The sequence below is a fragment of the Rhodococcus wratislaviensis genome (assembly GCF_041228765.1).
GTDB classification, from domain to species: domain Bacteria; phylum Actinomycetota; class Actinomycetes; order Mycobacteriales; family Mycobacteriaceae; genus Rhodococcus_F; species Rhodococcus_F wratislaviensis.
Genome location: NZ_CP150488.1, coordinates 3801823 through 3814663 on the forward strand (window position 1 = coordinate 3801823; position 12841 = coordinate 3814663).

Annotated in this window: 12 protein-coding genes; 4 read left to right on the plus strand and 8 right to left on the minus strand. The window is 70.1% G+C overall.

The window, feature by feature from the left end; all coding sequences use genetic code 11:
* Positions 1–4: 4 nt before the first annotated feature.
* From WKC72_RS17505 to WKC72_RS17515, 3 genes are all read right to left on the minus strand, one after another.
* Positions 5–1609 (minus strand): alpha-(1->6)-mannopyranosyltransferase A, encoded by a 1605-nt coding sequence (locus tag WKC72_RS17505; protein ID WP_037226695.1) that lies wholly within the window; start codon positions 1607–1609, stop codon positions 5–7.
* A gap of 121 nt (positions 1610–1730) precedes the next feature.
* On the minus strand, positions 1731–3383 hold the full coding sequence (gene crtI, locus WKC72_RS17510) for a phytoene desaturase family protein (RefSeq protein ID WP_370183645.1): 1653 nt from the start codon (positions 3381–3383) through the stop codon (positions 1731–1733).
* Between the two features lie 9 nt (positions 3384–3392).
* Positions 3393–4490 carry a polyprenyl synthetase family protein gene (locus WKC72_RS17515; protein ID WP_217999385.1) on the minus strand — a complete coding sequence of 366 codons (1098 nt, stop codon included), beginning with the start codon at positions 4488–4490 and terminating at the stop codon, positions 3393–3395.
* A 189-nt stretch (positions 4491–4679) separates the two neighbouring features.
* On the opposite strand from WKC72_RS17515, the gene metF reads away from it, so the two are divergent.
* Positions 4680–5645: a methylenetetrahydrofolate reductase [NAD(P)H] gene (gene metF, locus WKC72_RS17520; protein ID WP_370184385.1), complete on the plus strand. Its 966-nt coding sequence runs from the start codon at positions 4680–4682 to the stop codon at positions 5643–5645.
* Here metF and WKC72_RS17525 read toward each other — a convergent pair.
* Genes WKC72_RS17525 through WKC72_RS17545 form a run of 5 tightly spaced genes read right to left on the minus strand, consistent with a single transcriptional unit; the run spans position 5638 to position 10531 of the window.
* Positions 5638–6798 (minus strand): glycosyltransferase family 2 protein, encoded by a 1161-nt coding sequence (locus WKC72_RS17525; protein WP_370183646.1) that lies wholly within the window; start codon positions 6796–6798, stop codon positions 5638–5640. The genes metF and WKC72_RS17525 overlap by 8 nt on opposite strands.
* Positions 6795–7508, minus strand: coding sequence for a DUF3153 domain-containing protein (locus WKC72_RS17530; protein WP_370183649.1), 714 nt, complete (start codon positions 7506–7508; stop codon positions 6795–6797). Before WKC72_RS17530 ends, WKC72_RS17525 begins: the two co-directional genes overlap by 4 nt.
* Positions 7509–7539: 31 nt before the next feature.
* Positions 7540–8352, minus strand: a complete 813-nt coding sequence (locus WKC72_RS17535; RefSeq protein ID WP_037226632.1) for a carotenoid biosynthesis protein — start codon at positions 8350–8352, stop codon at positions 7540–7542.
* On the minus strand, positions 8349–9923 hold the full coding sequence (locus tag WKC72_RS17540) for a phytoene desaturase family protein (RefSeq protein WP_370183652.1): 1575 nt from the start codon (positions 9921–9923) through the stop codon (positions 8349–8351). Before WKC72_RS17540 ends, WKC72_RS17535 begins: the two co-directional genes overlap by 4 nt.
* A complete protein-coding gene (locus tag WKC72_RS17545) occupies positions 9920–10531 on the minus strand; it encodes a GNAT family N-acetyltransferase (protein WP_037226634.1) in 612 nt (203 codons plus the stop codon). Before WKC72_RS17545 ends, WKC72_RS17540 begins: the two co-directional genes overlap by 4 nt.
* A 173-nt stretch (positions 10532–10704) precedes the next feature.
* On the opposite strand from WKC72_RS17545, the gene WKC72_RS17550 reads away from it, so the two are divergent.
* The 3 genes from WKC72_RS17550 (at position 10705) to mraZ (ending at position 12755) form a co-directional block, all read left to right on the plus strand.
* Entirely contained in the window at positions 10705–11169 is a 465-nt protein-coding gene (locus tag WKC72_RS17550; protein WP_255221325.1) for an SAV_6107 family HEPN domain-containing protein, read from the plus strand.
* A gap of 232 nt (positions 11170–11401) precedes the next feature.
* Positions 11402–11830 (plus strand): DUF3040 domain-containing protein, encoded by a 429-nt coding sequence (locus WKC72_RS17555; protein WP_037226637.1) that lies wholly within the window; start codon positions 11402–11404, stop codon positions 11828–11830.
* Positions 11831–12323: 493 nt separating this feature from the next.
* The gene (mraZ, locus tag WKC72_RS17560; RefSeq protein ID WP_005247637.1) at positions 12324–12755 is read left to right on the plus strand and encodes a division/cell wall cluster transcriptional repressor MraZ; all 432 of its coding nucleotides are present in this window, start codon (positions 12324–12326) and stop codon (positions 12753–12755) included.
* Positions 12756–12841: the final 86 nt, after the last annotated feature.

The following is a 12841-nucleotide window of genomic DNA, read 5'->3' on the forward strand; positions in this document are numbered from 1 at the left end:
CCGGTCATTCGACGCGGGGCGACGTCGCGGCACCTGCGAGGTCGGAGGTGCGCTCTTCCTCGACGGGCCGGGGTGTCCGCAGCCGCAGCGGGTCGACCGTGCGGAGCGATACGGCCGCGACGACCGCGGCGAACGTCGCGAGCACGACGTGCGGGAACGTGTAGAGGCCGATCGACCCGTCGGGCTGGAAGACCAGCATCAACCAGGTGGACAGCCCGACGAGGATCATCAGGGTCCGCGTCGACAACGCGAAACCGGCGGCGATCGCGATCGGCCACGAGTAGTACCAGGGCAGCGCCGCGGGCGACAGAATTACGATCGCGACCAGGACGATGAGGATTCCGAGAATCGCGTCACGCTCGGTCTTCCGGTAGCGCCACCAGGCCGCCAGCACGATCGCGACCAGGGCAACCGCGCAGATCGGGCGGGTGACGGCCAGCACCTCACCCAGCCGCAGCTCCGCGAACCACGACGTTCCGACCGTCACGATGTGGGCGAGGATCGTCGGCAGCGACAACCAGTTGATGATCTTGTTCGACCCGGACAGCGCGGTCATCCAGCCGAGCCCGACACCGGCGACGGCGGACGCGGCCGCGAAGATGGCCACGAACACGGCGAATCCCGCGCCCGCGGTCTTCGCGAACGACGCGAGCGGAGACGCGGGTGTGCGACCTTCCGCCTCGGCCTTCTCCTTCTCGTGGAGCATCCAGATCCACACCATGAAGGGCAGCGCGGCGCCGGCGGTCGCCTTGATCGCGACCGCGACCGCGACGAGGGCGATCCCGGCGAGATGGCGGCGTTCGAGGACGAGCGCGATGCCGGCGATCATCAGGCCGACCATCAGCAGTTCGTTGTGGACACCGCCGATGAGGTGGACGAGGACCAGCGGGTTGAGCACGGCGAGCCACAGGGCGATCGCCGGATTGCCGCCGAGGTGCCGCGCGAGGTGCGGCACGCCCCACACCATCAGCGCGAGTCCGGGCAGCATCGTCACCCGCAGAAGCATCGTCCCGGCGATCACGTTGTCGCCGGTCAGCCCCGTGATCCCCTGACTGAGGAGCAGGAACAGCGGACCGTACGGCGCGGTGGTGGTGGTCCACACGTTGCTGACGTTGTCGAGGAGGACTCCCGGGTTGACCACCGGCCCGACGGCGTAGGGGTCGAACCCGTCACGCAGGAGCGCACCCTGCGCCAGGTAGGAGTAGGCGTCGCGGCTGAACATCGGCACGGCCAGCAGCAGCGGCGCCGTCCACACCGGCACGACCATCCGCAACTGCCTGAGGGTGACGTCGCCGCCGAGCGTGGCGCGGCCCAGCCGCACCCAGGCCGTGATCATGGCGACGACACCCACCCAGACGATGACCGTCGACAGGATCTGACCGTGACCGAACCGCAGCCACGACAGGTGCATCGCCTCGAGGAGCGGGTCCTCGCGGCGGACGCTGCCCGCACCGAAACCACCGAACGTGATCATCACGGCACCCGCGAAACCGAGGATGGCGGCGTGCCCCTCCGGGCTGCGGAGGAAGTCGGCCGTGGTCTGGGGCCACGACCGCTGCGGCGTGGTCGTCGCAGCGGCGACGGTCGCCTGCGGGGCAGAGGACGTCATGAGTGCAGATTCCTCCCCCGAGGTGAGTTCGGTTGCGGTCGGTGCGCTCGTCGTCGTGCGCATCGCATGGTCGAGGACCCAGTTTAATTGCTGCCGGCACCAGTTCCCGCCACGCCTCGCCCTATCCTCCCGCACTTGATGCTTTCGTGTGTCTTTCCGCACTTCGTGCCGCGGTGGGTCTTTCCGCACTTCGTGCCGTGGTGGGTCTTTCCGCACTTCGTGCCGTGGTGGGCCCGGTGATGCGGGCGGCCGCGAGCTTCCCCGACAGCAGTACGGTCGGAACTCCGACGCCGGGGACGGTGCCGGAACCGGCGAGCACCACGTTGTCCAGGCCCCTGACCAGGTTGGGGCGCCGGAACGGTCCGGTCTGCCGGAACACGTGCGCCGCCGCGAACGGACTGCCCGCGGCCATGCCCTTGCCGAGCCACGTGAGGGGGGTGTCGACGTGGTCGATCGTGAAATGTTCCGCGATGCCGCTGTACCCGCGCGTCTCGAGTTCGCGCAGCAGTTCGTTCACGTACGGGCCTGTCAGCGAGGACCACTCCAGCGGTGCGCTGTGCAGGTTCGGGCAGGGCGCCAGCACCGACAGCGGTTCCGAGGGAGTGCCCGCGCGGTCCACGACCAGGCCCGGATCCGACAGGGCGGGCCGGGTGATCAGCAGCGACGGGTCCGTCATCAGCCGTCCGCGCCCCGCGCGAGCGGTGATCTCCGCGAACGTCCGCTTCCACGCGTGACCGAAGTCGATGGTGTGGTGCCGTTGGGCGGCCCACTGCGACGCGACCGCGGAGGGGACGGTCCCGTGCAGGACCACGGCGGACGGCGACACTCGCACCCGGCGGGGGGTCCGGCGTGTCACCGGGCGGAGCAGTGCGTCGACGACGGCCGTGTCCGGGGTGAGCACCAGCGCGTCGCAGTCGATGCGTTCATCCGCCGCCGTGACGACGGTGCCGACGCGGTCGCCGTTTCGCTCGAGTGCCGCGACCTCGGTGTCGAACAGGATCTCGCCGCCCGCGGTGGTGAGGGCGTCGGCGAGGGCGAACGCGATCGAGCGCATCCCGCCCTGGGGGAAGTAGACGCCGAGCGAGGTGTCCATGTGGGCGATCGCGCCGTACACCGCGAGGGCCTCGGCGGGAGCGACCCCGGCGTACAGGGCCTGGAACGTGAAGATCCGGCGGAGTCTCGGATCGGTGATCGTGCGGTCGACCCGGGCGCCGAGCCGGCCGAACCCGCCCAGGGCGGTGAGCGTCAGCAGATCCCGCGCGGCCGCGGGGGACGAGACGAGATCCAGCGGGGAGTCGAAGTTCGCGTCCATGAAGCGGTGGTATTCGGCGTCGAAGATCCGGCCCAGCCAGCGCCGCAGTCGCAGATACCTGGCCGACTCCTCCGGCCCGCACACCCGGCTGACCTCGGCGACCATCGCGTCGGGGTCGGAATGGACGTCCAGCGACGAACCGTCGGCGAACCGCGCGTGATACGCCGGTGCCAGCCGTTCCAGGACGAGCGGCGGCCGGGTGGACGCGAAATCCGCGCCGACGGCGGCGAGGGCCTCGCCCACCAGTTCGGGCATCGTGAGGACGGTGGCACCGTTGTCGATGTCGTAGCCGGGACCGCGGTAGGTGCCCACCCGGCCGCCCGGTGACGACTCGCGTTCGAGGACGGTGACGCGCCTGCCTGATCCGGCGAGGTGCAGTGCGGCCGAGAGGCCGGCGAGGCCGGCACCGACGATGACGACGTGATCGGTGCGGCCGGGAACCGTCCGGAGCGCGCGGGCCATCCCGGACCCTCAGTAGTCGCGGCGCGTCGCGGCGACGGCCATCTCGGTGAGCTGCTGCTTCGCCTCGCTGGTGGCGGTGCTCGCCGCCAGCGTCGACAGCGCGTTCTGGACGAGGTCCTCGATCTGCTTCTCCACGTCCGCGACCGCGCCGAGTGAGGTGATCGTGGTCCGGAGGGTGTCGACGTCCGAATCGGACAGATCGGTACCGATGCCCTCGCGGAGGAGTCGGGCCGCCGCGGGGTCGTCGGCGTCGGCGCGCTGCAGCGACATCGCGAACAGGACGGTGCGCTTGCCCGCCCGCAGGTCGTCGCCGGAGGGCTTGCCCGTCACGGCCGGATCCCCGAACACGCCCAGCAGGTCGTCGCGGAGCTGGAAGGCGATACCGATGTCGGTGCCGAATCGGCGGTACGCCGACACCAGGGTCTCGTCGGCGCCTGCGAGCGCCGCACCGAGGTGCAGGGGCCGCTCGATGGTGTACGCCGCCGTCTTGTAGCGATTCACCTTCATGGCGGCGTCGATCGATTCGTCCGCCCGGGCCTCGTTGCTGATGTCGAGGAACTGTCCGCCGAGCACCTCGGTGCGCATCGCGGACCAGACGGGCGAGATGCGGGCCGACGCCTCCGGGGTGATGCCCGACTCACGGATCATGTCGTCGGCCCAGGCCAGCGCGAGATCGCCGAGGAGGATCGCGACGCCCTCGCCGAAGTGAGCGGAATCACCGCTCCACGCCCCGGCGCGGTGCTGTTCCGCGAACTCCACGTGGACGGTGGGGAACCCGCGGCGCGTCGTGGAGGCGTCGATGATGTCGTCGTGAACGAGCGCACAGGCCTGAACCAGTTCCAGCGCGGAGCAGGCGCGGAGCACGGGTCCGGCGTCCGGGCCGCGAGCGTCGCCGCCCGCCCCGATCCAGCCGGTCCAGGCGAAGGCCGGCCGGACCCGCTTGCCTCCGCGCAGGACGAAGTCTTCGAGGGTGGTCACGGCCTCGCGGTAACCACCGCCCACGGAGTCGACGAGGTCCTGCCTGCTGGTGAAGAAGTCGCGAAGCGCATTTTCGACCTCGGCCGCGAGGGCGGCGGGGCGCGTTCCAACGGACAGTGTTGCCTCCAGGATCGAATTCTCGCGTGCGCGCCGAGACCGGCGACAGGCATCGACACCACCATAGTGGGCGCTCTCCCGGGTGGCCGGATACCCGGATCCCGCCACCCGTGCAGACGCAGTGGGTGCATTGCCCCGGGCACTACCTATGCTGGACGGGTGACATTCGATTCCGTCAGGGGGCGGGCCAGCGAAGGTTGGGTGACCCGCACTCCGTCCATCGTCGACCGGATCCGGTCGTCCAGCGACGGCCGGGTCCCCTTTTCCGTCGAGTTCTCGCCGCCGCGTGACGAGGCCGCCGAGGCTCGGCTGTGGCGTGCCGTCCGGGAGTTCGAGCGGCTGGGTCCGGCCTTCGTGTCCATGACCTACGGTGCGGGCGGGTCGACGCGCGACCGCACGGTCCGCGTCACCGGTCAGCTCGCCGAGGAGACCACCCTCCTGCCGGTCGCGCACCTCACGGCCGTGTCGCACAGCGTCGACGAACTGCGGTCGATGGTCGGCGCCTACGCCGACCGCGGAATCAGCAACATCCTGGTCCTGCGCGGCGACCCGCCCGGCGACCCGCTGGGCGAATGGGAGAAGCATCCGGACGGCGTCGAGTACGCCGAGGAACTCGTCCGGCTCGTCCGCGACCTCGGCGACTTCCATGTCGGCGTCGCGTCGTTCCCGGAGGGCCACTACCGCGCGCCCGATCTCGCGCACGACACCCGGTACCTGGTGTCGAAGCTGCGTGCCGGCGCCGAGTACTCGATCACCCAGATGTTCTTCGACGTCGACGACTACCTGCGGCTGCGCGACCGCGTGTCGGCGTACGACCCCGAACAGGGCGCCAAGCCGATCATTCCGGAGATCATGCCGATCACGTCGCTGCGGTCGGTCCGCCGCGTGCTCGAACTGTCGGGGTCGTGTCTCCCGGCGCACCTCGAGAAGCGTCTGGCCACGGCCGCCGGGGACGGTCCCGAGGAGAACCGCGCCGCCGTGCGCGAGATCGGCATCGACGTCGCCACCGAGATGAGTGAACGTCTCATCGCGGAGGGTGCACCCGGCCTGCACTTCATCACGCTCAACTTCGCGCGCGCCACCAGCGAGGTCCTGGCCCGGCTCGGCGACAAGGTCGGTTCGGGTGTGGCGGATCCCGCCCCGGTCACCTCGGCGCGGGTCAGCTGAGCGTCCGCCCCTTCCACCGGGTGCGCCCGCGGCGGCGATTGCGGTGTGACGACACCGTCAGTGCCGTCACCGCGGCGACGGACAGCGGATGCGCGAGCGCACCGGCCACGTCGGCGACGGTGAGTCGGTCACCACGTTCGAGTGCCCGAGCGCACAGACGGGACGTCGTGGCCGCGAGATACCCCACCGCACCCCACCGGCGCACGCGTCCCCGTCCGGCGGCGAACGCGGCCGGCGGCACGGCGAACGCCACGCTTGCCGCACCGAGAACCGCCACGGTACCGAGGCGGGAGCCGAATGCCGTCCACAGCCAGCGGTCGTAACCGCGGCGCAGCGCATCGGCGTCCTCGTACATCCGGCACGACGCCGACCGGCCGGCCACGACCAGTGTGGTCGCGTGACCGCGCGTACGGAGCAGGCGCGCGATGTCGAGGTCCTCGGTCAGGCTGTCCGCGACGGCCCGGTGACCCCCGACGCCGAGGTACGCGGCGGAGTCGAAGACCATGAACTGCCCGCACGCCACGGCCGTCGACGGGCGCCGCGACCGGTTGGCCACGCCGACGGGCAGTGTCGCCGCCCACGACCACGCGAGCAGCGGCTGCACCAGGACCTCCGTCAGCGACCCCGTCTGCTGGAACGGCCACGGGCAGACCAGCGCCGCTTCGGACTCGCGCAGCGCGGCGCAGGCGGCGTTCAGTGCGCCCGGACGCAACCGCACATCGGCGTCGAGGAACACGAGTATCCCGCCGTCACCGCGGCCCTGTGCGAAGGCGTGCTCACTCACCCGATGGCAGGCCGCGGGTTTGCCCACCCAGCCCGGCGGCGGTTCCGCGGTTCCCCGCACCACGGAGAAGCGAGGGTCCGCGCCACACGCGGCTTCGGCGACGTCGGCCGTCCCGTCCGCGGAGGCGTCGTCGTAAACGAACACCCGCAGATCGTCGACGCCCCGCTGTTCTCGCAGGTCGTCGATCAGGTTCGGCAACCGGTCACGCTCGTCCCTGGCCGGAATGCACACCGTGACCGGTTCGGTGATCGGGCGGGCCGCCGTGGGGAGCCGCGGGGCGCGGCACAGGTTGGCGACGGTGGTGGCGAGACCGAGAACCGAGATCAGGGAGCCGATCCGGACGACCCGCTCGATCGGCGGAGAGGTCACACCTCCGAGCGGTCCCGTCTGCGACCGCTGCCGATCACCGGATCCTTGTTGCGGGCCATCCAGGCCAGCGCACCGACGATCACGGCGACACCCAGCGTCACGCCGGCCATGATGCCCGCCCAGCCTGCGAAGCTGCGGGTGCTCGGGTCCGAGTAGCGCACCTCGGCGCGGATCGTCGAGGTGTCGCCGGCGGGAAGTTTCCACGACACGATGGAGTCGCCCTCGCGGGTGCCGTTGGTGGTGGCGACCCGCGCCGGGAAGGCGATCGTGAACTGCACGTCCGTGCCCTGGGCGGGCACCGAGCTGAGATCGGCCTTCCCGTCGAGGGTCACGAGATCGCCGGTCCGCTGGAGCGAGATCTGGAAACTTCCGTTCGCCTGCTCCGACATGGTGCCGAGCTGTTGCACGTCGCCGAACGTGAGGTCGCTGAAGAACGCCTGGCTGCCGACGTACCCGTCCTTCTTGTACTCCTGGACGCGCACCTTGCCCGACAGCGAGTCGGGCGGAGTGAGTTGCGGGCCCTTGTCCTGATCGTTCGCCGGCACGGCGGCGGCCACGATCTGGCCGGACACCCGGTCGTCGGCGGACACACCCATCGACACCTGAACCCGCAGGCATCCCGCGAGGAGGGGCACGAGGAGGAGGCCGAGGGCCGCGAGGGACAAAGCCCTCCGCGAGCGGGTCGAGGTCGGAACTGAGGGCGGCTGCACAGTCGTATCGTGCCAGGGGAGTGGATCGGTGTCAGGCGTGAGGGTGCGTGTCGTGGGTCCCGGGTCGCCGGGCGCGCGGCCGAAGCAACGACACGAGCAGCGGAACTCCCAGGATTCCCATCGCCAACCACCCGTAGATCGCGGAATACCGCAACTCGGGTGCGCCGAGGAACACCGAGTGGGCCAGCGCCGAACCGAGCCACGTCCACAGGAACAACCCGATCGGGACACCGTCACGGTGCCGCGCCCCGGCGTCGAATCGACGGTCGATCCGGTCCACGGCGACGGCCATCACGGCCGCGACGACGAACCACCCGGCGTAGTTCGTCAGCGGAATGTGCTCGATACCGGGCAGGCCGGCGTCGGCGACACACCAGCGCCACTGCCCGTCCGCGACCATCTGCGGGTCGAGGTACAGGTCCCAGCCGACGACACCGATCGTCGTCAGCGCGATCCGCGTCAGCCGTCGACGCGGGCCGCGCGCGAGCACGGACGCCACGCACCACACCGGATAGAACCCGGCCGTCCAGGCGAACGGCACCACCAGAGGAACCCCCGCGAGAGCGGGCCCGAGCCGGTCGACGCTGTAGTCGTAGCAGCCGTAGGGGAAGCCGGTGGCCGTGCCGGCGACCTCGGAGCACAGACCGAGCCCCGCGGTGACGAGCACCAGTCCCACCGTCCAGCGGGCACCCCGGGTCACGGCCGCGTGGGTGACGGACGCCGCGGCGAGCAGCGCGACCACGAGCACGGTGACGACGTCGCGGGTCCCGCCGTGCACCAGCGGGTAGACGATCTGCGCCGCGATCGCCGCGCCCGCGAGAAACAGGGGCAGGCGGGAGGTCATCGCCGTCGCCGCAGGCGTCCCAGGCCCCGGCGGTCGTCGTGGAGCGCGATGCGCGCGGCGCTCCGGCCGCTCGCGCCGGACACCCCACCGCCCGGGTGGGTCGAGGCGCCGGTGAGGTACAGGCGGTCGGCGCCCGGAACCCGGTGCCCCGAGAGCTCGGGAAGGGGACGCCACATCATCATCTGGTCGAGCGACATCTCGACGTGCATGACGTTGCCGCCGAGCAACCCCATCTCGTCTTCGAGGTCCTGCGGTGACTGCACGTGCCGGTCGAGGACGGACTCACCGAAACCGGGTGCCAGCGCGTCGATCTCCGCGACGATCCGATCGGCCTCCGGCCCGGCGAGGTCGCTCCAGTGCCGGCCGCCGGTCAGCCGGTACGGCTGCCACTGCGACCACAGGGTCACCTGGTGCCTCCCCTCCGGTGCGATGGTGGGGTCGAGGCCGCTGAAGCTCATTCCCAGCACCGCGGGCCGCGGCGGGAGTTCCCCGGCGAGCGCCGCGCCGTGCGCGAGCCGCAGGTGCGCGCGATCCGAGACCAGCAGCTGGAGGCCATGGGTGACCGAGGCGTCGGGCGCACTCGGATAGTCGGGGAGGGCGTCGGTGGCCAGCCGCACCACCATCCCGATACCCGGGCCGACGCGGATGCGGCGACGCCACCGGTCGAGGGTCTGCGCATCGTACCCACCGCGCTCGAGCAGGCCGAGGGTGGTCAGCACGTGACACCCCGCGATCACCGCCCGTGAGCGGATCTCCCGGCCGGACGACGTCCGCGTCGTCCAGGAGTCGCCGTCGCGGCTCAGGGATACCACCGAGTCGCCGAGCGAGACGGTCCCCGAGTCGGCCCGCAGCCGCGAGGCGAGAGCCGCGGTCAGGGCTCCGCTGCCGCCGACGGCGCGGCCGGGCGGAACGGTGTGCATCAGGGCCGCGAATCCGACCATCGGCGCCGTCCCCGGCTCCGACATCGGCGGGCCGGACTGCGCGCCGAACCACGCGAGGGCGGCCTTCAGGCGCTCGTCGTCGAAGTACTCGTCGAGCAGTGCGTCGCCCGAACCGAGGAACTGCCGGGACAGGTCGCTGCCGCCGCCGCCCGTGTCGAGCCCCCAGAACGACGAGAGCAGCGCGGGACCGGTCGGCGGTTTCGAGAACGCGCGCATGACGCGTGCGCTGCGCGGACCCCACACCGACACGAACCGGCGGTACGCGTCGGCATCGGCGGCGCCGCAGGACTCCTCGATGGACCGGCACGTCTGTTCGAGGCTGCGGCGGAACACGATCCCCGGCCGATCCGTACCCGTGGGGGCGGGGGCGAACGCCCACGGATCGCAGTCGACGTACCGCAGGCCGTGCGCGCCGAGGTCGAGTTCCTCGACGATCCCCGTGTGGCGGACCATGATGTGCGCGGACGACCCGCGATCGACCTTGTACCCGGGGAAGCGTTCCACCGTGGACACCGCGCCGCCGAGCACGGTGTCGCGTTCGATCACCTCGACCGACCACCCGGACCGCGCGAGGTAACACGCCGACACGAGGGCGTTGTGCCCCGACCCCACCACCACGGCGTCGATCACAGGGGAAGCCCGCGTCCCAGCACGGCGAATGGCCGGTTGTCCCCGGCGAACCGGAAGTGGCGCAGGACATCTCTGAAGCCGAGGCGCCGGTACAGCCGCCACGCGCGGTTGTCCTCGTCCGCCACTTCCGGGGTGGAGAGCAGCACCCCGCGTTCCGGCCTGCGTTCTAGGAGGCGGAGCAGCAGGGTCTCGCCGAGCCGGTGTCCCTGGGCGTCCGGGTGGACGTGGAGTTCGGTGAGTTCGAAATAGTTGCCGAGGATCACGTCGATCTGGTCCCGGGTCCATCCCGTGTGGCGCAGGCCGGAACGGACCTGCTGATGCCACCACTGTTCGGGAGCCCCGCGGTAGCCGTAGGCGACGGCGACGAGGCGGGCGGCCGCGTTGTCGGCGGATCCGTCACCGGCCGGGACGAGCGCGCCGACGCCACGCCACCCCGATCGCTGCAGGTGCTCGTTCCACATCGGCGCCCGGTGGTATTCGGTGCCGTGGGGATAGCCCATGGCGGCGACGTAGATCGACAGCGCCTCGTGCAGGCGGTCGCGGAACTCGGCGGCCGAGAGTTCGACCACGAGCGGAGTCTGGTCAGCGTTCGTGTCGACCGGTCTCACCTTTCTCTTGACGACGTGTCGGTGGGTCCAGCTATATTGAATAGGTCGAACGCATGTTCGATAGCGGGGATCCGGCGATGCTCGAGGGAAGCGAGCATCGCCGGCCCCCGAACTCACGACCTGACTACGCCCGGCGGGGTGGTTGCACCGGGGTTTTGGAGGTGTTCGAAGTGATGACGAATCCGGTCACGGGACCGACCTCTGGGAACTCGCGCCGACCGGGTGACGTACGCAACCCGGCGTCCAGGCGGGGTTCGGTGCTGCTCGATCGCGCCGACGCGCTCCTCGCGCAATCGGTGGGGGCCGGTGGGCCGGCGGATCGATTCCACAGTGCGTATCTGGCCGCACTCCGCGGCGCAGGCGCAGTGCTGGCCGCCGTCGAGGGGACTGCGGCGGGGAGCAGACGGACACGAACGCGTAACGCCTGGGTTCTCATGGCCGACGCGGCGCCGGAATTCGGGAGCTGGGCCGACTACTTCGCCGGTCACTCGGCCACCCGCGCCGCGATCGAGGCGGGAATGTCGCGAACCCTCACCGATCTCGAGGCCGACGAGTTCTTCGTCGAGGTCGGGCGCTTTCTCCAGGCCGTCGAAGATCACATCGGACGTGGCGCAGGTCTCGATCTGCGCGCGTCGTAGCCGGCGACGGACCGGAAACGGCGGGAAAACGGTGAGGCGACCGCGACATTGCGGTGCCCCGAACGGGGTTCGGTGCGGGAGTCCGTAAGGTTGGCAGGGAACTCGTACGTGGAGTAGGTGGTACGGGGATCGAACTGCTCGTATTATTAAATCTAGGTAGCCGCCAAAGTCGGTTACCCACCGTCTCGCACCGTGAGGCGGTGGCCAACACTCCAGTGCCGGGGGAGGTACCGTGCCACTCTCCGAGCACGAGCAGCGCATGCTCGACCAGATCGAGAGCGCTCTCTACGCCGAGGATCCCAAGTTCGCCTCCACTGTGCGAGGCGGTCGCATGCGTGCGGCATCGAGTCGTCGTCGATTGCAGGCGGTGGCCCTGTTCGTTCTGGGGCTGGTCCTGCTCATCGCCGGCGTCGCCCTTCCGATCAAGCCGGGCGGTTTCCCCGTCATCAGCCTGATCGGCTTCATCGTCATGTTCGGTGCCGGAGTCCTCCTCCTGTGGGGTGGAGGAAAGAGCAAGTCCGGACAGTCCTCTCGTGGTGGCTCGACCACGCAAGGTGACACCGGCCGTGCCGAACGCGGTAAGCCCCGAAGCGGGCGCAAGAGTGGCGGATTCTCGTCGCGAATGGAAGACCGCTTCAAGAAGAGATTCGAGCAGGAGTAGTACGACCCGCTCGGCAGCACCAGTGGCGGCGTGGCATGTGATGTCACGCCGCCACTGCTGTGTCCGGGCCCGGTGCGGGGACGCCCGGGTGCGGTAGGCCAGGGTCGATCCGGTGGGGCCAGTGAACGCTTCCGCCCACGAATCCCCACCCGCACCCACCCCGTTTCCCCACTTTCCCCCCTCCGCTCCGCGATGAACCGCGAGGAGGGGGCGTCGCCCCCTCGCGTTGCGCTCTCACCTGGGCTTTTGGTGCATCTTGCGACGGTGTGCGGCAGAACCTGATCGGACGGTCCCGTGTCGGTGATCACGTCGGGAATTTTCCCCCACCTCCTTCAATAAGCGTTGACCAGCAAGTATTGGGCAAATTGCAGGACAACACGCCGTTATCCACCTTGTGGGTGGGGGAAAGTGGGGTACTGTGGTGCGCAGCGGGGAGCGAAGGTGAACCGCCCGGGCATACGGCGTTCGATATGAACGCGGTGGGAGGTGTCGAGTGTTTCTCGGTACCTACACGCCGAAGCTCGACGACAAAGGGCGGCTCACGTTGCCCGCAAAGTTCCGGGATGCGCTGGCGGGAGGGTTGATGGTCACCAAGGGTCAGGATCACAGCCTCGCGGTCTATCCCCGGGAAGAGTTCACCGCTCTCGCACGCAAGGCCGCGGCCGCGTCGAGAAGCGATCCGGAGGCGCGAGCCTTCGTTCGCGGACTGGCGGCAGGTACCGACGAGCAGCACGCAGATGCCCAGGGGCGCATCACCCTCTCGGCAGATCACCGTCGTTACGCGGGTCTCTCCAAGGACTGCGTAGTGATCGGTTCGGTCGATTTCCTCGAGATCTGGGATGCGCAAGCCTGGCAGACCTACGTCGAGGCGAACGAGGAGAACTACTCGCAGGCAACAGGAGTCGCGCTCGGCGAGATCGTCTGAGCGTGACCGCGCCCCCGCGAATGCCGCGAGGCCTCTGTCCGACGGAACCCTGACGCACTTCCCCAGCGCCAGGTTTTCATTTCGGG

Bases quoted from the DNA above. Each gene is read 5' to 3' on its own strand.
- WKC72_RS17505 (WP_037226695.1), bottom strand. From the start codon at position 1,609: ATGACGTCCTCTGCCCCGCAGGCGACCGTCGCCGCTGCGACGACCACG.
- crtI (WP_370183645.1), bottom strand. From the start codon at position 3,383: ATGGCCCGCGCGCTCCGGACGGTTCCCGGCCGCACCGATCACGTCGTC.
- WKC72_RS17535 (WP_037226632.1), bottom strand. From the start codon at position 8,352: ATGACCTCCCGCCTGCCCCTGTTTCTCGCGGGCGCGGCGATCGCGGCG.
- WKC72_RS17550 (WP_255221325.1), top strand. From the start codon at position 10,705: ATGACGAATCCGGTCACGGGACCGACCTCTGGGAACTCGCGCCGACCG.